The 23,343-nt window shown below is 68.9% G+C and carries 23 protein-coding genes and 1 pseudogene; 11 read left to right on the plus strand and 13 right to left on the minus strand.

The window, feature by feature from the left end; genetic code table 11:
• Positions 1-117 precede the first annotated feature (117 nt).
• On the plus strand, positions 118-1,791 hold the full coding sequence (locus tag EDC82_RS13200; protein ID WP_131941805.1) for a formate--tetrahydrofolate ligase: 1,674 nt from the start codon (positions 118-120) through the stop codon (positions 1,789-1,791).
• A gap of 178 nt (positions 1,792-1,969) precedes the next feature.
• Here the strand turns inward: EDC82_RS13200 and EDC82_RS13205 are convergent, their stop codons facing one another.
• Positions 1,970-2,413: a MarR family winged helix-turn-helix transcriptional regulator gene (locus EDC82_RS13205; protein WP_074046054.1), complete on the minus strand. Its 444-nt coding sequence runs from the start codon at positions 2,411-2,413 to the stop codon at positions 1,970-1,972.
• 85 nt (positions 2,414-2,498) lie between these two features.
• Here EDC82_RS13205 and EDC82_RS13210 point away from each other — a divergent pair, with 85 nt between their 5' ends.
• Positions 2,499-3,068, plus strand: coding sequence for a DoxX family protein (locus tag EDC82_RS13210; RefSeq protein WP_131941807.1), 570 nt, complete (start codon positions 2,499-2,501; stop codon positions 3,066-3,068).
• A 222-nt stretch (positions 3,069-3,290) separates the two neighbouring features.
• Here EDC82_RS13210 and EDC82_RS13215 read toward each other — a convergent pair whose 3' ends face one another.
• The 7 genes and pseudogenes from EDC82_RS13215 to EDC82_RS13240 form a co-directional block, all read right to left on the minus strand.
• Complete coding sequence (locus EDC82_RS13215; protein WP_200829306.1) at positions 3,291-4,121, minus strand: crotonase/enoyl-CoA hydratase family protein; 831 nt, start codon at positions 4,119-4,121, stop codon at positions 3,291-3,293.
• Between the two features lie 114 nt (positions 4,122-4,235).
• Positions 4,236-4,415 (minus strand): hypothetical protein, encoded by a 180-nt coding sequence (locus tag EDC82_RS14635; protein ID WP_160126257.1) that lies wholly within the window; start codon positions 4,413-4,415, stop codon positions 4,236-4,238.
• A 54-nt stretch (positions 4,416-4,469) separates the two neighbouring features.
• Positions 4,470-4,634 carry a hypothetical protein gene (locus EDC82_RS14640; RefSeq protein WP_160126258.1) on the minus strand — a complete coding sequence of 55 codons (165 nt, stop codon included), beginning with the start codon at positions 4,632-4,634 and terminating at the stop codon, positions 4,470-4,472.
• A gap of 188 nt (positions 4,635-4,822) precedes the next feature.
• Positions 4,823-5,218: a low temperature requirement protein A gene (locus EDC82_RS13225; RefSeq protein WP_131941811.1), complete on the minus strand. Its 396-nt coding sequence runs from the start codon at positions 5,216-5,218 to the stop codon at positions 4,823-4,825.
• Positions 5,219-5,388: 170 nt separating this feature from the next.
• Positions 5,389-5,871: a cysteine dioxygenase family protein gene (locus EDC82_RS13230; RefSeq protein ID WP_062256839.1), complete on the minus strand. Its 483-nt coding sequence runs from the start codon at positions 5,869-5,871 to the stop codon at positions 5,389-5,391.
• Between the two features lie 251 nt (positions 5,872-6,122).
• Positions 6,123-6,797 (minus strand): nitroreductase family protein, encoded by a 675-nt coding sequence (locus EDC82_RS13235; RefSeq protein WP_062256837.1) that lies wholly within the window; start codon positions 6,795-6,797, stop codon positions 6,123-6,125.
• 325 nt (positions 6,798-7,122) lie between these two features.
• Positions 7,123-7,383: pseudogene (locus EDC82_RS13240) on the minus strand (DUF4352 domain-containing protein); the annotation flags it as partial.
• Between the two features lie 642 nt (positions 7,384-8,025).
• On the opposite strand from EDC82_RS13240, the gene EDC82_RS13245 reads away from it, so the two are divergent.
• The 5 genes from EDC82_RS13245 to EDC82_RS13265 are packed head-to-tail and all read left to right on the plus strand — an operon-like array spanning position 8,026 to position 14,659.
• Complete coding sequence (locus tag EDC82_RS13245; RefSeq protein ID WP_131941813.1) at positions 8,026-10,233, plus strand: hypothetical protein; 2,208 nt, start codon at positions 8,026-8,028, stop codon at positions 10,231-10,233.
• 13 nt (positions 10,234-10,246) lie between these two features.
• On the plus strand, positions 10,247-11,797 hold the full coding sequence (pelF, locus tag EDC82_RS13250; RefSeq protein ID WP_160126259.1) for a GT4 family glycosyltransferase PelF: 1,551 nt from the start codon (positions 10,247-10,249) through the stop codon (positions 11,795-11,797).
• Complete coding sequence (locus EDC82_RS13255; RefSeq protein ID WP_131941815.1) at positions 11,794-13,116, plus strand: hypothetical protein; 1,323 nt, start codon at positions 11,794-11,796, stop codon at positions 13,114-13,116. Before pelF ends, EDC82_RS13255 begins: the two co-directional genes overlap by 4 nt.
• A gap of 5 nt (positions 13,117-13,121) precedes the next feature.
• Positions 13,122-13,814 carry a spherulation-specific family 4 protein gene (locus tag EDC82_RS13260; protein WP_160126260.1) on the plus strand — a complete coding sequence of 231 codons (693 nt, stop codon included), beginning with the start codon at positions 13,122-13,124 and terminating at the stop codon, positions 13,812-13,814.
• Positions 13,811-14,659 (plus strand): endo alpha-1,4 polygalactosaminidase, encoded by an 849-nt coding sequence (locus EDC82_RS13265; RefSeq protein ID WP_062256826.1) that lies wholly within the window; start codon positions 13,811-13,813, stop codon positions 14,657-14,659. Before EDC82_RS13260 ends, EDC82_RS13265 begins: the two co-directional genes overlap by 4 nt.
• 188 nt (positions 14,660-14,847) lie before the next feature.
• Here the strand turns inward: EDC82_RS13265 and EDC82_RS14645 are convergent, their stop codons facing one another.
• On the minus strand, positions 14,848-15,006 hold the full coding sequence (locus EDC82_RS14645) for a hypothetical protein (RefSeq protein WP_160126261.1): 159 nt from the start codon (positions 15,004-15,006) through the stop codon (positions 14,848-14,850).
• On the opposite strand from EDC82_RS14645, the gene EDC82_RS13270 reads away from it, so the two are divergent.
• On the plus strand, positions 15,001-15,666 hold the full coding sequence (locus EDC82_RS13270) for a sensor histidine kinase (protein ID WP_160126262.1): 666 nt from the start codon (positions 15,001-15,003) through the stop codon (positions 15,664-15,666). The two genes, EDC82_RS14645 and EDC82_RS13270, sit on opposite strands and share 6 nt — an antisense overlap.
• A 62-nt stretch (positions 15,667-15,728) precedes the next feature.
• On the plus strand, positions 15,729-16,430 hold the full coding sequence (locus tag EDC82_RS13275; protein WP_131941819.1) for a response regulator transcription factor: 702 nt from the start codon (positions 15,729-15,731) through the stop codon (positions 16,428-16,430).
• A gap of 234 nt (positions 16,431-16,664) precedes the next feature.
• On the opposite strand, the gene EDC82_RS13280 is transcribed toward EDC82_RS13275, so the two are convergent.
• Entirely contained in the window at positions 16,665-17,612 is a 948-nt protein-coding gene (locus EDC82_RS13280) for an aldo/keto reductase (protein ID WP_074046063.1), read from the minus strand.
• A 270-nt stretch (positions 17,613-17,882) separates the two neighbouring features.
• Here EDC82_RS13280 and EDC82_RS13285 point away from each other — a divergent pair, with 270 nt between their 5' ends.
• Positions 17,883-18,860: a hypothetical protein gene (locus tag EDC82_RS13285; protein ID WP_131941821.1), complete on the plus strand. Its 978-nt coding sequence runs from the start codon at positions 17,883-17,885 to the stop codon at positions 18,858-18,860.
• 89 nt (positions 18,861-18,949) lie between these two features.
• Here the strand turns inward: EDC82_RS13285 and trxA are convergent, their stop codons facing one another.
• A complete protein-coding gene (gene trxA, locus EDC82_RS13290; protein WP_062256812.1) occupies positions 18,950-19,405 on the minus strand; it encodes a thioredoxin in 456 nt (151 codons plus the stop codon).
• Here trxA and EDC82_RS13295 point away from each other — a divergent pair.
• Entirely contained in the window at positions 19,353-20,498 is a 1,146-nt protein-coding gene (locus EDC82_RS13295) for a hypothetical protein (RefSeq protein ID WP_171969932.1), read from the plus strand. The genes trxA and EDC82_RS13295 overlap by 53 nt on opposite strands.
• A gap of 28 nt (positions 20,499-20,526) precedes the next feature.
• Here the strand turns inward: EDC82_RS13295 and EDC82_RS13300 are convergent, their stop codons facing one another.
• Together EDC82_RS13300 and EDC82_RS13305 are read right to left on the minus strand one after the other, a co-directional pair.
• Positions 20,527-21,612, minus strand: a complete 1,086-nt coding sequence (locus tag EDC82_RS13300) for a CaiB/BaiF CoA-transferase family protein (RefSeq protein WP_131941825.1) — start codon at positions 21,610-21,612, stop codon at positions 20,527-20,529.
• Between the two features lie 89 nt (positions 21,613-21,701).
• On the minus strand, positions 21,702-23,099 hold the full coding sequence (locus EDC82_RS13305; RefSeq protein ID WP_131941827.1) for an MFS transporter: 1,398 nt from the start codon (positions 23,097-23,099) through the stop codon (positions 21,702-21,704).
• Positions 23,100-23,343: the final 244 nt, after the last annotated feature.

Consider the following 23,343-nt stretch of genomic DNA (forward strand, 5'->3'; position numbering starts at 1 on the left):
CGCATCCGAACGACACCTTGCGTCAATCGCGCCCCAACTCGTCAGTAACGCTCTACCGTCGAGACGGACGCTCGCGCTCGGGCGTCCGACCTGCGCTTCACCAGACCCGAGGAAGACATGCCGACCGACGTCGAAATCGCCGCTGCCACACCGATGCTGCCGATCGAGGAGATCGCCGCGAAGATCGGCATCTCCGCGAACGAGATCTTCCGGTACGGCCCGCACAAGGCGAAGGTCTCGCTGCCATACGTGCAGGGCATGCAGCGACGCGAGGGCAGCAAGCTCATCCTCGTCACCGCGACGAGCCCGACGCCCGCCGGTGAGGGCAAGACGACGACCACCGTCGGCCTCGTCGACGGCCTCGCCCACATCGGTGAGACGGCCGCCGCTGCGCTGCGCGAGCCGTCGATGGGCCCCGTGTTCGGCATGAAGGGCGGCGCCGCCGGGGGCGGCAAGAGCCAGCTCAACCCGATGACGGACATCAACCTGCACTTCACCGGCGACTTCGCCTCCATCGCCGAGGCGCACAACCTGCTCGCGGCGCTGATCGACAACCACCTGCAGCAGGGCAACGAACTGGGCATCGACCCGCGCCGCATCACGTTCAAGCGCGTGCTCGACATGAACGACCGCGCACTGCGCGACATCGTCATCGGCCTCGGCGGCCCGACGAACGGCGTGCCGCGCGAGTCGGGCTTCGACATCGTCGTCGCCTCCGAGGTCATGGCGATCTTCTGCCTCGCCACGTCGATCGACGACCTCAAGGAGCGCCTCGGCCGCATCGTCGTCGGCCACACCTACGACACGGAGCCCGTGACGGCCGCCGACCTCGGCGCCCACGGCGCGATGACGGCACTGCTCGCCGACGCGCTCGCGCCCAACCTCGTGCAGACGCTCGAGGGCAACCCGGCATTCGTCCACGGCGGCCCGTTCGCGAACATCGCGCACGGCTGCAACTCGGTGACGGCGACGAACACTGCTCTCGCCCATGCCGATTGGGTCGTGACGGAGGCCGGTTTCGGCGCCGACCTCGGCGCCGAGAAGTTCATCGACCTCAAGTGCCGCTTCACCGGCCTGCGCCCCGACGCCGCCGTCCTCGTCGCGACGATCCGCTCGATGAAGTACCACGGCGGCGTCACCGTCACCGACCTGACGAGCGAGAACGTCGACGCGATGCGCTCCGGCATGAGCAACATCGAACGACACCTGCACAACCTGCGCGAGGTGTGGGGCCTGCCCGTCGTCGTCGGCCTCAACCGCTTCCCCAGCGACACCGACGCCGAGATCGCCGCGTTCGTCGAAGGCATCGAGAAGCTCGGCGCGCGCGTCGAGGTGTGCACCCACTTCTCCGATGGCGGCGCCGGCGCGGCGGGCCTCGCGCGCGCCATCGTCGAGGCGACCGAGGGCGGCACGCCCGATCTCCATTTCACCTACGACGACGGTCTGACGCTCGTCGAGAAGGTCGAGAAGATCGCGACGACGATCTACGGTGCCGGCTCGATCGCCATTCCGCCGGCGGTGGCGAAGCAGATCGCGCAGTTCGAGGCCGAGGGCTACGGCCACCTGCCCGTCTGCATCGCCAAGACGCAGAAGTCGTTCACGACCGACGACGCGATGCGCGGCGCCCCGTCCGGCCACGTGCTCGAGGTGCGCGAAGTTCGCCTCGCCGCCGGCGCCGGCTTCGTCGTGTTCGTCTGCGGATCCCTCATGACGATGCCCGGCCTGCCCAAGAAGCCCGCCGCGCTGGCCATCGACGTCGACTCCGAAGGCCACATCACCGGCCTGTTCTGAACCGCCTGATCTGAACCGCCTGATCTGGCCAGGCGATTCCAGGTCTGCGCCCGGCCGGCCCTCGGCCGCCCCGCCGTTCCACGTCGCGTCGCGGCGCCGCCCGCCCTCTTGCGTGCACGTGCACCCGGGTGCACTTGCACGCAGGTGCATGTGGGCGCATGGGGTAGGCGACGCGTCGTCAGGGAACGAGTTTGCGCAGGATCCGCGCGAGGTCGACGCGATCAGCCGCGTCGAGACGGTCGACGAATACCTCACGCACTCTCGCCACATGAGGGGGCGCAGCCTTCTCGATGGCTGCGCGCCCCTCACGCGTGATGACGACGCGCGCGCCACGCGCGTCCTCGGCCACGTCATGGCGCTCGACGAGACCACGCTTGGCCATGCGCGTCACCTGGTGAGAGACGCGGCTTCGTTCCCACTGCAACCCGGCGGCGAGTTCGGAGAGGCGACGTTGCCCGTCGGGTGCGTCGGTGAGATGAACGAGTACCTCGAAGTCAGGCTCGGAGAGACCACTGGCCTTGAGGTCGCGCGCGATGACCACGTGCTGACGAGCATGAACACCCAGCCAGGCGCGCCACAACGCTTCCTCGTCGGAGCGCAGCCATCGACCGTCGTGATTCATACCACTCACCCTAGCGCCTGGTTGACACGTCACCTACCGAGCATGCCAAGCTTTAGGTGACACATCACCAACCTTGTGAGGACCGATGCGCACCACCGGCAACCTGTTCACCCCGCCCGCCCCGATCCGTGACGCCGGGCTCCTGCTGGCCCGCGCCCTGCTCGGAGCCGTCCTCATCGCCCACGGATGGCAGAAGCTGCACACGAACGGCATCGACGCCACCACCGCGATGTTCGAGAAGATGAGCGTCCCGGCGCCGCACGCCTCCGCATGGTTCGCGGCCCTCACCGAACTCATCGGCGGCGGCATGCTCGTGCTCGGCGTGCTGACGCCGCTCGCCGGCCTCCTCGTCGCCGTCGACCTCGCCGGTGCCTGGTGGTTCGTGCACCGCAGCCACGGCGTCTTCGTCGACGAGAGCGGTTGGGAACTCGTCGCCGCCCTCGGCCTCGCCGCCTTCGTCTTCGCGCTCGTCGGCCCCGGCCGCTGGAGCGTCGACGGCCTGCTCAACCGCCTGCGCAGCCGCAGAGCCACTAGCGACGAGAGCCGCACTCCCAACGCCCTCACGCACGAGGACACCGCCGCGCGCGGCGCTCACGTCGCCGGCGCAGCCACCGACGGGACGGCTGACGACGCGCGCGCGACGGCGCCGGCCTGAGTCTGCTCCGAGCCGGCGGCCCCACCCGCCGTACCGAAGAGACGAGGCCCCCGACCTGCACGAGCAGGATCGGGGCCTGGCGCATCAGAGCCCGGCGCTGACGACGATGGGAATACTCACGTAGCGACTCGGTGGCCGATCATCGAGCAAGGCCCGACCCCAGCGGGGACGAGGGCGCTCACAGGTCGGCCAGACATCACGCCGCTCAAGGCAGGACGCGGCTCAGGGCAGAACGCGCGGGCTGTATTTCGCCGCGCGAGCTTCGGCCAGCTGCGCCTGCTTGGCGCCGGCCTTCGCGAACGCCGCCTTGCGCGCCTTCGCCGTGTTCTGCGCCATGAGCAGGACGAACTGTTCGGCGCGCTCGCGCCGGAACGTCGTGCGTGCGGACGTGTTCCATGACCGGTTGAACAGACGCTTGGCGGCGGCCAGCTGGTCGGGAGACTTCTGCGTCAGCTCGTGCGCCAGATCCATCGCCGCGGCGAGCGGGTCGTCAGCCACCTCCGACGCGAGGCCCAGCTCGACCGCGCGTTCACCGGAGAGCATCTCGGCGGTCATCGTCAGCTTCTTCGCGACGTCGATGCAGACGAGTTCCTTGAGCGACTGCACGCCCGACATGTCAGGGATCAGCCCCCACTTGCCCTCGAGCACCGACCACTGTGCATCTCTTGTCGTGTAGCGGTAGTCGCCGGCGAGCGCGATCTGCAACCCGCCGCCGTAGCAGTGACCGTGCACCGCGACGATGACGGGCACCGGCACGCGCCGCCATGCCCAGCACGCCTCCTGGAACGTATTCGTGCCACGCCACGGACGCGGCAGGAAGACGGGCACGATCTTCACTGGCTTCGCCATGACCTCACCGAAGTCGAGGCCCGCGCAGAACGACCGCCCCTCGCCCGAGATGACGACAGCGCGCACCCCCTTGTTGCGGCGCACGTGATGCGCAGCGGCGACGAGCTCGCCGAGCATCGGCAGCGTCAGGCCATTCAACTTCTCCGGACGGTTCAGCTTCACGTGCGCGATGCCGCCCGTGATCGTCGTCTCCACATTCGCCATCCCGCCAGCCTAGTGACGCGACCCGCCCGCGTGGGGCGATTCGTCGACGACGGCACGCGACGCGGTGTGCGGGCACGGACCAGGCGCAGCCATTCCGAGCACCGGGCCCAGGCGTCACGACACGCCGGCGCGACGGCCGTCGACCTCGTGCCCCTCGACCCCGAGGCTCTCAAGGACGTGCGCCTCGTGCTGGGCGCCGGCGAAGAGTTCGAACGCGATGACGATGATCCACGGCACGATCGTGCAGATCGCGAGGACGACAGCGAGCGAGACGCCGTGCGCGGCGAGGAACACCGCGAAGCCGAGGACGACGAGGGCGAGCGCCAGGATCGCGGTGTGCAGGCCCGCCTACAGCTGCGTCGTGAAGTAGTAGGCGAGAAACAGGCCGACGACGAAGACACCGACGGGCACCGCCAGCGCCGCCGCGGCGACGACGGGGTCGACGTGCATGCCCGAGACGTTCTCGAACGCCTGCGTCATGACGTGCAGACCACCACCGACGGCCGCGAGCACCGGCCCGATAAGGAAGTGTGGCTGTACCCGAACCCGAACGAGCGGCTGCGGCGACGGTGCAGCACCGCACCGAAGTTGGGGATGAAGTACGCCCACCAGAACCCGAACGCGGCGGCCGCTGATGGCGACGAGCACGGCGCCCGTCCAGTCGATACCCTAGCCCTCGGTGCCCTTGATGCCCTGCAGCGTCAGGACGTACCCGTGACGATCTCACCCATCGTGATGATCGTCAGCTGGCCGCGCCGTTCGACGATGTGATGCGCGTGCCATGGCGTCCCGGTGCCGCGTTCGGCGACGGCGGGCTCGGCGAGTTCGATGGGCGTCACGAGCGTGGCGAGCGTGAAGATGACGACACCGATCATCTGCACCATCGTCAGCAGCCGGTGCAGCCAGTCGTCGGTGTCGTATGCACTCGCGAACCACGAGTAGTCGATCCACGCCCAGATGATGCCGAAGCTCGTGAAACACAACGATCCGACGCCCGCCGCGACGTGCCTGTGCGCGAGCGAGTGCGCGAGCTGCGACGCGCCCGTGGCGACGGCCACGGCGACGGCGAACGTCAGGTCGAAGAGCAGCTCGAGCATGCTCGCGACTCGTCCACCCTCGTGCGGTCGCGCCCGCTCATGGGGCGCAGACGCGAACGCAGACTGTCGGGACCGACACGAGTGGGCGCGGCTTCACTCCTACGCACCATGTGACGGCAGTGCGACGCCGCCCGCGCCATGCCCACTTCGGCTCCTGGCGCGTCCGCGGCTCAGGCGGCGATCTCGACGAGCGAGCCGTCCACCACCTCGTACGTGCGGGCCCCGACGAGCGACGGCGCGTAGGCGTGAACGCTCAGCGCCGGGGCATCGCCGACGGGGGCCGTGCGGTGCACGAGATCACCGGCGAACGTGCGGCTCTCCCCCGCCTCGACGATCGCGCTGACGGTGGTGCCGCGCACCCAGCGCTTCTCGCGCAAAGCTCCCTTGACGACGACGAACGCGCCCGTCGCGCGCCCGTGGTCGTGCCATTCGCTCGTCGACCCGGCCGGCCAGCTGATCGCCCACATCTGCAGGTGCGGCGTGCTCGCGAGCTCGACGCGGCGTCGCTCACCGCCGTCGGGCAGGTCGTCGAGGTGCGCGGCGAGCGACTCGTCCGAGGCGAACAGGCGCGCGACGCGCATGAGTTGCTCGTCGGTGAAGCTCGTGATGCCGGGGGCATCGGCTGCGGTGTCGGGTTGCGGGTGGCGGTTCATGCTGAGGCTCCGAGAGCTGGGGGTTGGCGTGAAGGGCGCCTGATGGGGCGCGATGGTGGCCTGATGAAGAGCGGGTAGGGCACGCCGACGGTGCGTCGTGGCCCTCCCCGACCTGACGACTTGTCCCCCCACCGTCTCACGTCGAACGTCGACGGTGGGGGCAGCGCGCCGACGAAGTCGCGTCGACTGCGCGTGTTCGCGGCGAGCGAACCCGAGCAGCACGAGCCAGCGCGTCGCGTCGGGGTCGTCGATCAGTCGAGTTCGAACGCGACGTCCGTCAGCGAGCGGCGGCGACGCGGCTTGTTCTCGCGCTCGATGTTGGCGGTGAGGTCGTATTCCTCGACGCGGCCGGCGAGCGTCGTGACGGCGGCGTGCTCACCGTCGCGTTCGGCGTCGGGCCAGGCGCGGCCGACGGCGATGCCCGCCATCGGCGCCCATGCCTCACCGAACGCGGCTCGCGTAGCGATGGCGTCGTGGTCGAACCCGGCGAACTGGTGGACGGCGAGGCCCATCGCGTGCGCCTGCAGCGTCAGGTACGCCGTCGCCTGGCCCGTGTCGTGTGCGGCGGTGGCACCGAAGACGAACTCCTTCGACGTCTCCGGCAGCTTCGCAACCTGCACGAACGAGACGGCGAGCATCGACGCAGCCGGCGCCCAGCGTCGATTGCCGCGCGCGAGCGTCTCGACGATGGCGGTGAACGTCGGATCCCACTCGTCGCCCTGACGGCGACCGACGAGGTAACGGTAGGGCTGCGAGTTGCCGGCGCTCGGCGCCCAGCGGGCCGCGTCGAACAGCGTCGCGAGGTCGGTGTCGGAGAGGTCGTACGTCGGATCGAACACGGCCGGGCTGCTGCGGCGGGCGACGACGTCGAGCACGGCGTCGGCCGGGGCCTCGCTCGTCGAGGGGAGAGCATCGTGAAGAGTCATGCCACCACCCAAGCACGTCGCGCTGACAAGCACGGAATCCCGGCGCTGTGGGGAGGCTGAGAGTGCTGCGGAACGGAAGCGCCCGCCACCGCGGATGCGATGACGGGCGTCTCCCTCTTCCCCAAGAGTCCTGCCGCCGATGCGTGCCGGTTCAGGCGTGCAGGGAGCGGGCGCGGCGCCGGTGGGTAGAACACCGGGCGCCGCCGAACGTCGACGCGGGAGGGGTCGCGCGGCGTTCAGGTCGATGGGACGAGGGGGTCCGAGAGCTCTGCGCGGGGCGTGATGTGGGGATCACGCTGCGGCACACGGCTTCAGGGGTGAGCCTTCAGAGGGAGGCTTCGACGCCGTTGGAGAACATCGAGTCGTGCAGGCGCACCTTCGTCAACTTCGTGCCCTTCGGCGCGTCGAAGACGAGGATGCCCTTGAGCGTGTTGCCGGGGTTGATCTCGGTGTAGAGGGTGTCGTTGCCCTCGATGTAGATGGTGCCGTCCGAGGTCGCCTCGTAGCCGACCCCGTTCGCGTCGTAGGCCTTCTGACCATCGGCCATCATCGTCTCGGCCTCGGTACCGACGTTCTTCACGGTGACGTGGACGGCTGCCCTGAGCCTTCTTGTTCACGTACTGGCTCCCGATGCTGGGGACGTCGCGCTCGACCTTGGTGATCGTGAATTGGGTTCGAGCGTCTCCACATTGGCTCGCTGACGTTCATCACTCCGGCGAGGTTTGACCGTGTTCACCACATCGATGGAGTTCAATCGCCTTCACCACGCGCTCGACCTTCAACCGCATTTCATCCGGACGATTCTTGGAGCTACGACGAGCCGCTCGATCGAACGACCTCTCGCCTGATCATTCACGGGCCGTCACGTAGATCCCTCATGCGCCGCCATCGGTGGCGAATTGGCACATCGAGACCGTCGGCAGATTCCTTGACCCAGGACGAACGTGATTGAAATCTCAATCACAGCCTACCGCTCGACCGCGCGGCGATTCACACGTACGTCCAACTTGGCGCCACAATTGGGCAAACGCCTCGCCGAACGCGCGGACACACCCACCAGCGTCTCGGCGGTGGAGCCCCCACCCGTCTCTGCACAGCCACTTCACCCGATGGGCGAGATCTCAGTCTGATATTTCACATATCATAGGCGCGGGTCTCACCCTCGGTCCGGCCTCAGCCCGACACGATCGCAGCCGTATCTCGGCCAGCCGCAAGGAAGCAGAAGTACATGAACGCTCGCCCGGTTCGCGCACCCCTGCGCGCCACCACGATCACGACGACGGCCGCCATGGCCCTTTTCGCCACGGGAGTCGCCGCCCTGGCCACGCCCGCTGCCGCAGCCACCCGCCCCGTGGAGATCCAGGCCACCGTCCTGGTCCTCGACGACGGACAGCCCATGGTGGGCGCCATCGTCGACCGCCTCAGCAAGGAGGGAGTCGCCTACCAGAAGATCGACCTCACCTCCGCGTCCCGCCCGCAGCTGACGCCGTCCTTTTTCGCGAGTCAGGGGTTGCTCACGACCCGGGCGAAGTTCATGGGTGTCGTGACGCCCAGCGCCGAACCGGCGAGCCTCACCGCCGCCGAGCGGGCCACCCTGGCGCGATACGAGAGCACCTTCAAGGTGCGCGAGTTCAGCGCGTACAACTGGCCCAGCGCGGGCATCGGCCTGGAGAACCAGTACAGCGGCGCCGTCGACGGCATGGCCGCCGACCTGTCCGGCGCAGCGAAGACCAACGGCTTCGAGTACCTCAAGGGATCGGTCACGTTCGACGACCTCTCCCCCGGTGTTTCCGAGAGCTACGGATACATCGCGAAGAAGGCCGCCACGAGCAACGGCGCCACCTACACCCCGTACCTCACGCTTCCCGTGCCCGGCACGGGCAACAGCGGCTCCCTCCTCGGCGTCTACGCCAAGGGCGGTCGCGAGCAGCTCATCAGCACCGTCGCGTCCAACGCGTCGCAGCAGCACTGGAAGGTGCTCTCGCACGGCATCGTCTCGTGGTTGACCCGAGGCATCTCGACGTCCTACTCGCGCAACTTCTTCGCGGTCCAGGTCGACGACGTCCTGCTGCCCGACGCCGAGTGGAACGCCGAGGGCAACTGCACCGTCGGCGACGACTGCAACCCCGCCACCTACCCGGAGACGGCGCCCGGCGCCACCTCGCGCATGACGGCCCAGGACGTCGACCAGCTCGCCGCCTGGCAGCGCACCAACGGCGTCAAGCTCGACGTCGCCTTCAACGGCGCGGGTGCGGCCGACCAGAAGGCCGAGACCGGCTCCGACGCCCTCGAGGCGTCGTTGCTGGCCAACAAGAACGAGTTCCGCTGGATCAACCACACGTGGTCGCACCCCTACCTCGGCTGTGTTCACGACGACTCGACGACGCCGTGGCAGTGCGCGAAGACGTCGACGGGTGTCATCAACTGGGCCTCGCAGGCCACGATCGCCTCCGAGATCAGCAAGAACGTCGCGTACGCCAAGACGAACACGCTGCCCAACTTCGACGCCGCGAGCCTCGTCACCGGCGAGCACTCGGGTTTGAAGTCGCTGCCGCAGATGCCGGCCGACAACCCCTACCTCGCGCCGGCCCTGACGCAGCAGCGCATCAAGTGGATCGCCTCGGACGCCTCGCGCGAGAGCGAACCGCGCGTCCTCGGCTCCGCGACGACCGTGCCGCGCCACCCGATGAACATCTACTACAACACCTCGACGAAGGCTAACGCCGTCGACGAGTACAACTGGCTCTACACGAGCCGCGCCGACGGCGGATCCGGGCTGTGCGAGGACAACCCGGCCACGAGCACGTGCATCACGCCGCTGACGCAGGACGGGTTCGACTCCTACATCGTGCCCAAGGAGAAGCAGATCGCCCTGGGGCACGTGCTCGACAACGACGCCCGCCCGCACTACGCCCACCAGAGCAACCTGACGGGCGATCGCATTCTCTACCCGGTCGTCGAGGGCATTCTCGGCTCCTACCGCGGCGTCTACGCCGACAACGCTCCCATCGTCAACGTCACGACGGCCGAAGCGGGCACGCAGCTCGTGCGTCAGCAGACGTGGCGGGCCAGGAGCTCGCAGGTGCAGGCGACGATCTCCGGCACCAAGCTGCAGCTGTTCAACAACTCCTTCTCCGCGATCGACGTGCCCGTGACGGCACCGTCCGGCACCCGCTCGGGCCTTTCGACGTTCGGGCAGAGCTACGGCGGGCAGTCGTCCGACTGGGTGCGCCTGCGCGGCCTCGGCCTCAAGACGTTCACCCTGCCCACCGCGACCGGTTTCGCCACGAGCGCCTCGTGGGACACCTCCGCCGCCGCGACGCCCGCCACCCCGAGCGCGCCTGCCCTCACACCGGGCACGGCGAAGGACGGCACGTCGACGCGAGTGATCGCCCAGCCGGTCGCGGACAGCGACCTGATCGCGGCCGCCGGCTGAGACCCGCATGCACGTGGCGTTGCTGAACGAGGGGACGTACCCGGTCGTGCACGGCGGGGTCAGCACCTGGTGCGACCAGTTGGTGAAGAACCTACCCGAACACGAGTTCTCCATCGTGACGCTCACCGGCACGCAGCACGAGAGCGTGTGGTCGCTGCCCTCCAACGTCCGCTCGTTCCAGGCCAAACCCATGTGGGGTGAGGTGAGGCGTCGGTGGTCGTTCGAGGCGCTGCGAGCCTGGGGTGAGTCGTCGGAGATCGACTCCGCCTACCGCCAGTTGTGGTCGGCCGTGTTGCCACCTGCAGGTCGCTCGGTCGACCTGCAGGCGGCGACGGCAGGGCTGCGCGTCCTCGCTGCCGAGTACGCCCAACCCCTCATGGCGCACTTCACGGGCGGCCTGGGGACGAAGGCGCTCATGGGCGCCTGGGCGTCGCACGTGAAGGGCACGGGCCTACCACCGCTGTCGGGGTCGCAGGCGGCGGACGTCTCGCGGCACGTCGACCGTTTTCTCGCGGTGCTCAACGTGTCATGGCCGAGCGTCGACCTCATCCACGCCACGACGAACGGTCCGGCAGGGCTCATGGCACTCGGCCGGCACTGGCGGGACGGCACACCCATCGTCCTGACCGAGCACGGCGTGCACCTGCGCGAGCGCTACCTCGCGCTGCGCGCCGCGAACTTCCCCTGGACCGTGCGCTACGCCCTTATGGCGATGACGCGCGCCGTCTGCCAGACCGTCTACAACCACTGCGAACTCATGACGCCCGTGAGCGAGTTCAACGCAGGATGGGAGCGCGAGCTCGGAGCGAAGGCGCAGCGCGTCATCACCGTGCCCAACGCCGTCGACGCCACGGCCTTCCCACCCGTCGAGGGCGAGCCGGACGTGCCGACCGTCAGCTTCGTGGGTCGCATCGACCCGCTGAAGGACCTGGCCACCCTCATCGAGGCGTTCGCGATCGTGCGCGACTCGGTGCCGGATGCCCGCCTGCGGCTCTTCGGCCCGACGCCAGCCGGCAACGAGGCCTACCGGGCGGAACTCGACGCGCTCGTCGTCGCATGCGGCCTCGAGGCGAGCGTGACGTTCGAGGGCGCGGTGCCCTCGGCCCGACCCGCGATCGAAGCGGGCCACGTGGTCGCCCTGTCCAGCATCTCCGAGGGGCTGCCCTACACCGTCATCGAGTCGATGATGTGCGGCCGCGCGACCGTGAACACCGACGTCGGAGGAGTCAACGAGTGCGTCGGGCGCGACGAGACGTGCGGGCTGCTCGTACCGCCACGCGACGCCCAGGCCCTGGGTGAGGCGCTCGTGCGCCTGCTCGTCGACGATGCGGAACGGCAAGCCATGGGACGCCGTGCGCGCGAGCGCGCCCTGTCGACGTTCGACCTCGCGAAGTTCACCGCACGCTACCGGTGCATCTACCAGCGCAGCGCCGCCACGGTGCCCGAGGCAGACCTCGACGACGTCCGCCGCGCCCTCGAGGCAGCCGACTCGAGCGCCACACGTGAGGACGCCGCCGCGACCCACGCCGCACCCACCACCACGGAGGCCGAGTCGTGTCGATGACGCTCAAGGAAGCGACCGGGACGAGGGCGACGGGCGACGACGAGACGCACCCCGAGCTCGCCGCCTCGGTCGACAACACCGTCGACCTCTTCGACGCCGCCGCTCACCTCGAATCGATGGGGTTCGGGGGCCGCAGCTCGGTGCGCCACGGCTATGCGAACACCTTCGCGCACGCTGACGCGCTCGTGCGCACGCGCCTGGCCGGCGCCGTCGTCCTCACGGGCCGCGAGCGCACGGACGAGGTGCGCACGTGGAGGCGGGCCTGGAGCCAGGCGCTCGCCCGATCCCTCACGATGCTGTGCGGCGTCCTCATCTGCATCGCGACTGTCACGTCGTACAACACGAACGCCGTCTTCACGGCGGGCGCCGTCGGCTGGCTCGCGGGGCAGCTCGTCAGCGCGACGATGTGGCAGGGGCTGTCCTCTGCGAGTCGCCTCAAGGCGAAGGTGAACGGCGCCTGCGTCGGCTCCGTCTCCCTCCTGCTCTCCGCGGGCGCCTGCCTCGTCGTGGATTCGTGGGTGCCGCTGCTGTGGGCCCTGTGGAGTTGTGCGATCTCGGCTCTCGTCGTCATCGGTTCGCCCGTGCAGCTTCTCGTCGCCGTCCTGCCCTGCGCCGCGCTGACAGGGGTACTGCTCGTCGTCGAACCGGGCGCGGCAACGGTCGTCAGCCGCGTCATCGTGGTCGGGTTCGCCGCGGTGACGGGGTACATCGTCACGAGCGCAGCCCGGGAGCAACAGCAGCGCGCGCGAAGTCTGGCGCGCGAGGTGCTCCATCCCGTCCTGGCGTGGAGCACCCTTCAGACGCTCGCGCTCATCACCCAGTTGATGGTGCTCGTCGCCCACGTCGGCAACGCGTTCACGCTGCCCATGGCGATCGCTGGTCTCGCGGCCTCCGCGGCCTGCGAACCGGTGCTCGACAGTGCCCTGCTCGGCGCGAAGCGCCTCGCGTTCCTCACGGACAGCTGGCGTCAGTTGCGGTGGATGACGGCCGGGCTCGGCATTCTCGCCGTCGGCCTCGTCTGCGGCGTAGGGCTCATCGCCGCGTTCTGCATGCTCGCTGCCGCGGGCGGTGACCGCAACGACGCCCACGTCTTCCTGCCCGCCGTGCTCATCACCGCCCTCGCCACGACCGGCTCCGGCGTTCAACTGCGCACCGGCAACGCCCTCGGCGCTGCCGCAGTGGCGGTGGGCAGCCTCGGCCTCGTCCTCGTCTGCCTGCCCGCCGGCGACGCCGTCGGCCTCCTCCTGGCCTCGCTCGTCCTCTTCGTCACCGTCAGCGCCGTCACGGCCCGACGCACCTCCCACTCCGCGAATTGGTGACCCCCGTGTTCCACGTCCTTCAACCCACCCCGGCCGTGCCCTGGTACATCCACCCCGCGCAGGCTCCGCTCGCCTGGCAGCGCCTCGCCGAGGGCGCGTTCGGTTTCGGCTTCGTCGTCGTCAACATCGAGAACGGGCCCGGCCGCGGACCACAGGATCCCTACTACCGCGAACCGCTCGCGCGCGGGCTCGCCACGACGACGGTCGGGTACGTCAACGTCGGCTACGGCCAGCGCCCCTGGGGTGACGTGCTCGAGCAGGTCGAACAGTGGCAGCGGTGGTACGGCATCCACGACGTCATGCTCGACTGCGTCCCGTCGCAGGATCGTCAGGGCGCCTGGTCGGTCGAGTGGATCGACGCGCTGCGGCGTGCCGGGGTCGAGCACGTCATCGCCAACCCCGGCGTCGTGCCAACGCGACGCCTCGTCGAGACGGCCGACGTCACCTGTGTGGCCGAGGCTGCCTGGCAGGACTACGCCCACCTGCAGATGCCCGAGTGGTTGCAGGCGGTCAGCCCGCACAAGCAGTGGCACCTCGTGCACGGCGTGCCACCCGAGCACCTCGCCTCCGTGCCGGCCCTGGCCGCGAGCCGCGGGGCGCACTTCAGCTGGGCCACCGACCGTGGCCTGCCCAACCCGTGGGACGTGCTGCCCGCGCCGTACGCCGACTGTCACCCTGAACTCGTGAAGGCACGATGAAGACCTCGCTCCCCGCAGCGGGCGCGCTCGTGCTCGCGCTCACGACGAGTGCGTGCGCGGCCACGGACGACCAGGCCCTCCCGCCGTCCGCGAGTGCCGCCGGAACGGCCCCGAGCGCCGCAACGTCGAACGGCAAGCCGGGCGCCACGTGGTGGAAGCCCGCGCGTGGGCAGAGCTGGCAGATCCAGTACAGCGGCGCGCTCGACACCTCCGTCAAGGCATCGGTCTACAACCTCGACTGGGAGGGGACGAGCACGAAGACCGTCACCGCTCTGCACCGGCGCAACATCAAGGTGATCTGCTACATCAACGCCGGCGGGTACGAGCAGTGGCGTCCGGACGCGAAGAAGTTCCCCGCGTCGACGCTCGGCAAGCCGCTCGATGACTGGCCGGGCGAGCGCTGGCTCGACGTGCGCCAGCGCGCCAAGCTGGCGCCGATCATGGCCAAGCGCATGGACGTGTGCAAGGCGAAGGGCTTCGACGCCGTCGACCCTGACAACATGGACGGTTACGCCGCGACGAGCGGGTTCCCCATCAAGCAGTCCGACGCCGTCGCCTACCAACGTCAGCTCATCGCCGACGCGCACAAGCGGGGCCTGGCGATCGGCCTGAAGAACAGCCTGGAAATCCTCCCGCAGTTGCAGACGAGCATCGACTTCGCCGTCAACGAAGAATGTGTCGCCTACGACGAGTGCGACCGCTACGCGCCGATGCTCGCGGCGAACAAGCCTGTCTTCAACGTCGAGTACTCCGGTTCCGCAGCCAGCGTGTGCTCGCGCGTGCCCAAGGGCATGAGCACGATCATCAAGCCCCTCGAGCTGACGGCCAAGCGCACCGCCTGCTGACGTACGCTCGGGGCTGCCTCGGACGTGCGGGCCTGAGCGCACGCGTTATGCGTGCGGGCTGGAGCGCTCACGGCCTGCTGCCGTCGTTAGCGTGAGGATGCGGGCGGTCGGTCGACTCGGCGCACGCCCGGCTGATGCGGCCGGGTCCCCACACCGAATGGGGTGAAACCCGGCCGCGTTCTCGCGTCTCAGGCGCCCACGTAGGCCTTGAGGTGCTCGCCGGTGTGCGTCGTCGCATCGGCGACGAGGTCGGCTGGGGTGCCCTCGAAGACGACGCGCCCACCGTCGTGTCCCGCGCCGGAGCCGAGGTCGATGATCCAGTCCGCGTGGGCCAGACCCGAATGCACGACCTCGACCGGCAGATGGCCGAGAAGGAGGAGCGCGAGGCGCTCGCTCGCGAGGTGCACGACGTCCTGGGCCACCGGTTGAGCCTGCTGTCGATGCAGGCCAACGCTCTCGAGATCGAGGCGCAGGAGGCGGGTTCGCGTGACGTCGAGGATCGCGCGCGACAGATCCAGGAGGGCGCGGCCGGTTCGATGACGGGTCTGCGTTCGCTGCTAGCGATGCTGCGCACCGGCGCGACCGACGAGTCGGCGGATCATCACGATCTGGCCGACATCGCCGATCTCGTGCGTGAGTGCATCGACGCGGGCACGCCCGTCAGCTCGAACGTGTTCGTCGATCAGTCGCACCCCCTGGACCCCGTCATCTCGCGCAGCGCGTACCGCATCACCACCGAACTGCTGACGAACGCGCGCAAGCACGCGCCGGGCTCTCTCGTGCAGCTCGACATCCGCGGTGACGCGCGCGGTGGCATCACGATCTCGACGGCCAACCCGCTGCCCGATGTCGCGCGCGCTGCCCGATCGGATGGTTCGGGAACCGGCCTGACGGGCGTGGCGCGGCGCGCTCAGGACGTCGGAGGATCGTTCTGGGCAGGCCCGTCACCCGACGGTCGCCGCTTCACCGCGAGCGCCACGCTGCCGTGGACGATGCCGCGTGTCTGACGACGGCTCGATCCACGGCACCACACGTGTCGAATGCGACGAGAGTACGAAAGCAGTTGAGCATGAACGACATTGACCGTCCCGACGGCGCATCCCTTCCGGCCCATGCCGGCGCTGAGCGCGCGATCCGCGTCATGGCCGTCGACGACGACCCGATGGTGCTCGACCTCATCCGCGTCATGCTCAAGGCCGCGCCCGGTATCGAACTCGTCGCGACGGCGAGCGACGGCGACGAGGTGATCGGGGTCGTCACAGCACATCACCCGGATGTCGTCCTCATGGACGTGCGCATGGAGCGCATCAACGGCATCGACGCGACGCGCGCACTGACGAAGCGGCCGAACGCACCGCGCGTCATCATTCTCACGACGTTCGACGAGCAGGAGTACGTGCCGCAGGCAATGGACGCCGGTGCCGTCGGGTTCATCCTCAAGGCGTCAGCGCGCGGGGCGCTGTACGGCGCGATCCGCGACGCACACGAGGGGCGCAGCCCCATGTCGCCCGCGAGCGCCGCGCATCTGCGCACCGGATACCTCGACGCCGGGGGCGCCGCGCGCATGGACGCTCGCGCGAAGCTCGCACGGTTGAGTGACCGTGAGCGCGAGATCGTCGAGATGGTGGCGCAGGAGATGTCGAACCCCGCCATCGCCGCCGCATTGTTCTTGAGCGAGAGCACGGTGAAACAACACCTGACGTCGGCCGCCACCAAACTCGGCGTGACAGGCCGTGTCGGCATCGCGATGGTCCTGGCCCGGGCGGAATAGCGTCGAGGATGCGGTTCCTCACAGACGGCAGCCACGACCCGAACGGAGGCGCACCCGTGGCGCGGTGCCCGTCCGGCGCGCTCGAGGTGCACGAACACGACGCGATTTCCTGACGGTTTCCTCGGACGCGACGACTCACCGCCTCATCTCTTCATCTCGCGGGCTGACGCACATGAGGAAGCCTGACGCGCTTACCACCCGCACTCGCGCCACCCAGCGCACGAGGGGGGATCGTCAGCGAGCCGAGTCGAGGCGCGCCATGTGAGCGTCGCTGAGCTGCGGAGCAGCCAGTGCGGCGTCGAGCTGCGCGAGCGAACTTGCCCCGACGATTGGGCGCATCGACGGGCTGCCCTGCACGAGCCAGGACAGCACGACCTGCCCGGGCTGCGCGCCCAGTTCGTCAGCCACCGACCGCAGCGCCGAGAGGCGACGCGTCGTCCCCGGGTGGTCGTAGACCTCGGGCAGCGGCCGGTCGTCACGGTCATACGCACCCTGGATCAGCGGGCTGTAGGCCCAGCACTCGAGGTCGTCATGCGTCTCGAGATAGTCGATCGTCTCGTCGCTGACGAACCCGAAACGGTGATCCTTGCCCGGCACCTGCGTGTCGGGGCGCGGGCGGACGTACGACGTCGTCAGCTGCAGCGCCGTGAACGGCTCGACGCCCTGCTCGGCGGCCAGCATGCGTGCCTGCTCGACGCGCCACGTCGGGTGGTTGCTCACACCGAGCCGGCTCACCTTCCCTCGCGCAACAAGGGAACCCAGCGCCGCGACGACGTCGGGCATCGGCGTCGAACGATCCTCACCGTGCGCCCAGTAGACATCGACGACGTCGATGCCGAGACGTTCGCGGCTTCGCTCGAACTGGGTGGCGATGACGTCAGGCGCGAGGCCCTCCCATTCGGTGAAGTCGCCGGCCCGCGCCGGTTCCTGACCCACCTTCGTCGCAATCGTCAAACCTTCGCGGATGCCGGCGTTGGCGCGCAGCCACGCCCCGATCGTCTGCTCGCTCTGGCCGCCCGCACCCGTCGGATTCGCCCAGAACGCATAGCAGTTGGCCGTGTCGAGCGTGCGCCCACCGGCGTCGACGTAGCGATCCATGAGGGCGAATGACGTCGCCCCGTCCGTCTTCGTGCCGAAATGCATCGTGCCGAGGACGAGATGCGGGGCGATCCAAGAAGTCATGCGCCCATCCAACACGCAGCCGGCCACGCACCTCAACGTGGAGGGGCGGCCTCGAGACCCCCTGATCCCGCCGGTCCACAGGAAACCCCTCGCCGCACACGTCGGGCCAAGAAGTGCCTCGTGCGATCTCGTAGCCCGGCGGCGGCGCGCGAAACACACGAGATAGAGCACTGCCGTGCGGTACGCCGGCACGCCATCACCACCGGCCTCGACGGAACCACCACACCCCGCGCGCACGTCACGCCAGCACACCATCGAGGGAAGCAAGACATGCGCCGGTCCATCATCATCACCCTCGCCGTCGCGGTGCTGGGCATCATCGGCGCCGTTTCGGCGTTCGCGCTGTCGTCCCGAATCGGTGCCCCAGGCGGGCACGGCGGATCGGAGCCCGCACAGCCGGACCGGGCGATCGCGCGCGACATCGAGAATGCCGTGCGCCACCAGCCTGGTGTGGCGAATTCGCGCGTCGTCATGAAGGTGAACTGCATCGACGGCTGCCAGGGCCGTGACCAGGAGTTCACGGTCGACGTCACGCTGACGGACGACGCCAGCGCACGCCACGTGCTCGACGTCAACCGCACGATCAACGAGCTCTACCCGCGCACGGCTCCGCCGGAGTGGGCACGTTCTCCCGGGCGAATCCGCTTCAGCCTGCACTCGCCGCAGGACGGTGCTCTCATCGTGCCGACCTCCAACGGCAGCCACGGCACGGCTTCGTCACCGACCAGGGCCAGCGCGTTGACGAGCACGCAGGTCGACGCGTTCGTGGCGGCTGCCCGCGTCAACCCGTCGTCGTCGGCGTCATGGTCGTCGTCAGGCAGGGACGACGCGCCGTCGTTCGTCGTTCGCTCCACCATCAAGACCAGCGATTGCGCGACGCTCGACGCGACGGCCGCGAACACCGTCACCGCGCTGTCGGCGATACGCCGCAAGGGCACGCCAGCGGAGTTTCACTTCCGGTGCGAGCACGCCGCGGGTGAGGTGCCGATCGGCGCGACGACGCACACGACCGGATGGTCGACGATGACCGACACCCTGTCGCGACTCATGACCCCGCCGGCGGGCAGCAGGTCGTACCGACGTGACGGCGTCTACCTGAAGCACAAGCACCACAGCGCCGTCCTCACGGTGACGGGCCACCCGTCGAATGCGACGTCCGAGGTGAAGAACGACGCGACGACGGTCGTGGCGCAGCTTCGCGCACTCGAGGTGCCTACGCCCACGCTGGACCTGCGGCCCGCACCGTGACCGGCGGCGCTCGACGGTGAACGCATGACGCGTCATGAACACGCGAACGCCCGGCACCCCTCGTCGGGGCGCCGGGCGTTCGTCGAGGCTCAGGCCTGGGCTGCGGTCTCTTCGCTCTCGGCGCGACCGCAGTTGCACCCGCCGCAGCCGCAGCCGCCACCGGCGCCCACGCCAGCTTCGCGGGCCTTGGCGTCGGCCTCCATCTTTGCGCGGATGTCGTCCATCGGCAGCTCACGGATCTGACGGATCAGGTCCTCGACGGCCGCCGCGGGCAGCACGCCCGAGTTGGAGAACACCATGAGGCCGTCGCGGAACGCCATGAGCGTCGGGATGGACTGGATGTTCGCGGCCGCCGCGAGCTCCTGCTCGGCATCGGTGTCGACCTTCGCGAAGACGATGTCGTCGTGCTTCTCGCTCGCCGCTTCGAACACGGGCGCGAACTGACGGCACGGGCCGCACCAGGCCGCCCAGAAGTCGACGAGGACGATGCCGTTGTTCTCGATGGTCTCGGTGAACTTCTCACCGGTCAGTTCGATGGTTGCCACAGGCCTTGCTCCTCGAAAAAAGATTGTGGTTCGTCGGCCATTCAAACAAACACCGGAGGCAATCTCTTCCCGCCGCGCTCGCCCGCCAGAACCGCTCGCCGCGCGGGCCGTGGAACCGGCGCGCGGGCGTTGCCGTCCAAACACCATGACAACGACACGACGCTGGCCGCTGACGGTGGCGCTCGCCCTGGTGGTGGCGCTGATCGCGGCCGGTGTCGCCGTCGTCAACCTCACAAGGCACGATTCCTCGTTCCGCGAACCGACCCAGCCGGCGCCTGCCTACGCACATGCTCTCGAGGAGCAACTCGAAAAGCGGCCCGGCGTGGCACGGGTTCGCGCCGAGGAAGCGATCGAGTGCATCGACGGCTGCAAGGGTCAGCGCTACGGGTTCGACGTCGCCATCGACCTCACGGACGACGCGACGGCCGCGAACGTTCGGGACGCCGCGGCCTTCGTCCGCAGCCGCTACCCCGAGGGCGCGTACCCAATGGCGGCAAACATCCCAGCGTCCATCCACTTCTTCACCGCCGGGTTGAACGCGAGCGGCGACAACAGCCTCGCCGTGACCACCTCCGGCCCAGCCCTGACGACGGCGCAGGCGCAGGCCTATCTCGACGTGGCGCGCACGAACCCGCGGACGGAAGCGCGCTTGCTCCCCGACCGCGCACAGCCCGCGGCGAAGGCGACCTTCGTCGTGGAATCCGACGTCATCGCAACGAAGTGCGAGGATCTCGACCGAGTGACCGCTCCGACGGTCGCCGTCCTGCGCAAGGTGGCCGGCACCGACGGCATAAGCACGCATCTGACCTTCCGGTGTGCGCAGACGTACGCCACCGTCGCCGTGGGTCCGACGACGCGGACCCACGGATGGTCGGATGCCGCGACGGCCTTGAGCACACTGGAAGCGACGCCGCAATCGAGCGCCGCGGAGAGGCCCTACGTTCGCCTCGGCGTGCGAGACGGCGCAACACGCCTGACGGTGAGCGCCCGCTCCGACGACGCGGTGAGTCCGGAAACCCGCCGTCGTGCGGGCGTCGTCATCGAGCGCCTTCGCACGGTGGGCGCGGTGAATCCTCAGCTCGATCTCGACTGAGTCGCCCTCGCCTGACTCGACGTCGACGTCACGCCTCCAGGCGAGGCGGGCGGCGCCGATAGCTCGCTGGCGTCGCCGACATCCGAATCGGGTTGGCGACCTGCGCGACGCCCTCGACGTCGACACGCATGTCGAGGCCGACCGACTCGGCAAGCGCGAACGCCTGCGCGAGATCGTTGACGGGCCCGGCGGGCACACCGGCGTCCGCGAAACGCTCGGCCCATTCCTGCGCCCCATGTGCCGACAGCGCCTCGAGCATCAGCGGGACGAGGTCGTCGCGATGCTCGACCCGCGCGGAGTTGGTCGCAAAGCGGGCGTCCTGCGTCCACTCGTCGTGACTGAGCACCTCTGCGGCGCAGGCGAACTGGCGATCATTGCCGACGGCGATGGCGAGCGGCCGATCCGCGGTCTCGAACACTTCGTACGGCACGAGCGACGGGTGACGGTTGCCCATGCGGCGCGGCACGGCCCCCGTCATGACGTGCGCGCCGGCCTGATTCGTCAGCGCCGACAGCAGGGACGACAGCAACGACACCTCGACGCGTTGCCCCTCCCCTGTCGCGTCGCGATGCCGCAACGCCGCGAGCATGCCGACGGCAGCATGCAGACCGGTGACGACGTCGACGAGCGCGACGCCGACCTTCGTCGGCTCGTCGGGCGGCCCGGTCACCGACATGAGGCCACCGACGGCCTGCACGAGCAGGTCGTACCCGGGCAACGCCGACTCACCGAAACCGGTGATCGATACGTAGACGACGTCCGGGTTCCACTCACGCACCTGCTCATACCCGAACCCCAGCCGCGCCATCGTCCCCGGCAAGAAATTCTCGACGACGACGTCGGCGCGCGTCACGAGATCGCGTGCGGCGGCGAGATCGTCCGCCTCGCGAAGATCCCAGAACTCGCTGCGCTTGTTGCGGTTGACCGACAGGAAGTACGTCGCCTCCCCGTCCTCGGTGAACGGCGGACCCCAGGCGCGCGTGTCGTCACCGCCGTCAGGGCGCTCGATCTTGACGACGTCGGCGCCCAGGTCGCCGAGCAGCATCGTCGCGTAAGGGCCGGCCAAGACGCGGCCGAAGTCGGCGATGAGCAGGCCGTCGAGAGCTGATGGCACGGAGGCTCCTCGGGAAAATTTGGACGAACGAACGTGGACGAGATTCGCCGATGGGAACAGGAATCGCAGATGAGGCGGGCGCGCGACGCTCAGCGACCCGCCGGGCGGGCGTCATCGGACGACGGTGCGTCCGGCGCGTCACCCCAGGCGGAGCCGAAGTCGCGATCGAGTTCAGTCACCGTCTTGTTGCGCAGCCCCCACAGGTACACGGCGAGCGACACTGCGACGCACGCGAGCAGGTAGACGCGGAAGCCCTTCTCGTTGCCATGGGAGGCGAACCAGGTGCCGATGTAGGGCGCGGTGCCACCGAAGACGGCGTTCGCCAGGCCATATCCGAGTCCGACGCCGAGGGCGCGCACGCGCGTCGGGAAGAGCTCGGCCTTCGCGACGGCGTTGACCGACGTGTAGAACGCGACGATGAGCAGCGCGAACATCTGCAACCCGAACGCCGCGAGGCCCGATTCGACCGAACGGATCGCGCCGAGCACCGGCCACGTGATGATGAGCGAGCCGACGCCGAAGATGAGCAGCATGGTGCGTCGCCCGATCTTGTCGGACAGCAGTCCGTACAGCGGCTGCACGATCATGAACACCGTCAGCGCGCACAGGTTGACGATCGAGACGGTGTCCGCGTCGAGCCCCGCCACCTTCTTCATGTAGCTCTGCATGAGGGTCGTGTAGACGTAGAACGATGTCGTCCCGCCGATCGTCAGGCCGACGACGACGATGAACGGCCGCCAGTACTCGCGGAACAGCAGGCCGAGCGAGCCCTTGTTCTCGGTCGAGGTACCTGCCGCCGCGCCACCCGAGGTGGTATCCGCGACGTCAGCCGTCTCGTCCATGCTGCGCCGCAGCCACAGCACGACGAGTGCGCCCGCGGCGCCGATGAAGAACGGCAGACGCCACCCCCAAGTGTGCATCTGCTCCTTGTCGAGCACGTGCTGGAGGACGACCTGCAGCAACGCTGCGAGCACCTGGCCGCCGACGAGCGTCACGTACTGGAAGCTCGAGTAGAACCCGCGACGGTTCGGCGTCGCGATCTCCGACATGTACGCGGCCGTCGTCCCGTATTCACCGCCGACGCTGAAGCCGCTGATCGCGCGCCCGACCCAGAGCAGGACGGTCGCCCAGATGCCGATCCGGTCGTAGGTCGGCGCCGCGCCGATCATGAGGGTACCGAGCGCCATGAGCAGCACCGACGTCGTCAGGGCGGCGCGGCGACCCTTGCGGTCGGCGTAGCGTCCGAAGAACCACGACCCGATGGGCCGCATCAGGAACGTGATGGCGAAGACGGCCCACGTGTCGAGCAGCGCCTGCGTCTCATCACCCTTGGCGAAGAAGTTCGACGCGATGTACGTCGTGAAGATCGCGTAGTTGTAGAAGTCGAACCACTCGATGAGATTGCCGAGCGAACCACGCGCGACATTGCTCATCACCGAGTTGCGACGCTCACCGCCGACGCGCGGGGCGGATGCTGTTGAGCTCATGGGATCCTCTCGGGGCGAACGTGGACGCCGTTCGCCGATGTGGACGAAAATCGCGAAGGGGGACAGGAATCGCAGATGGGGACAAGAGGTGCAGATGTGGACGAGAATCGCGGTGCAGTCAGACGCGAAAAGCCACCTTCATCGACGGCCGATACAACCTGCACCCTATGTGGTGATCGACGCCACGGGTGTGCGTGCCGCCACACGTTGTCGTACCCGCGAGTAGCGTCCGAGTAGGCTGAAC

It is taken from the genome of Dermacoccus sp. SAI-028, from assembly GCF_004346775.1.
Lineage (GTDB): Bacteria > Actinomycetota > Actinomycetes > Actinomycetales > Dermatophilaceae > Dermacoccus > Dermacoccus nishinomiyaensis.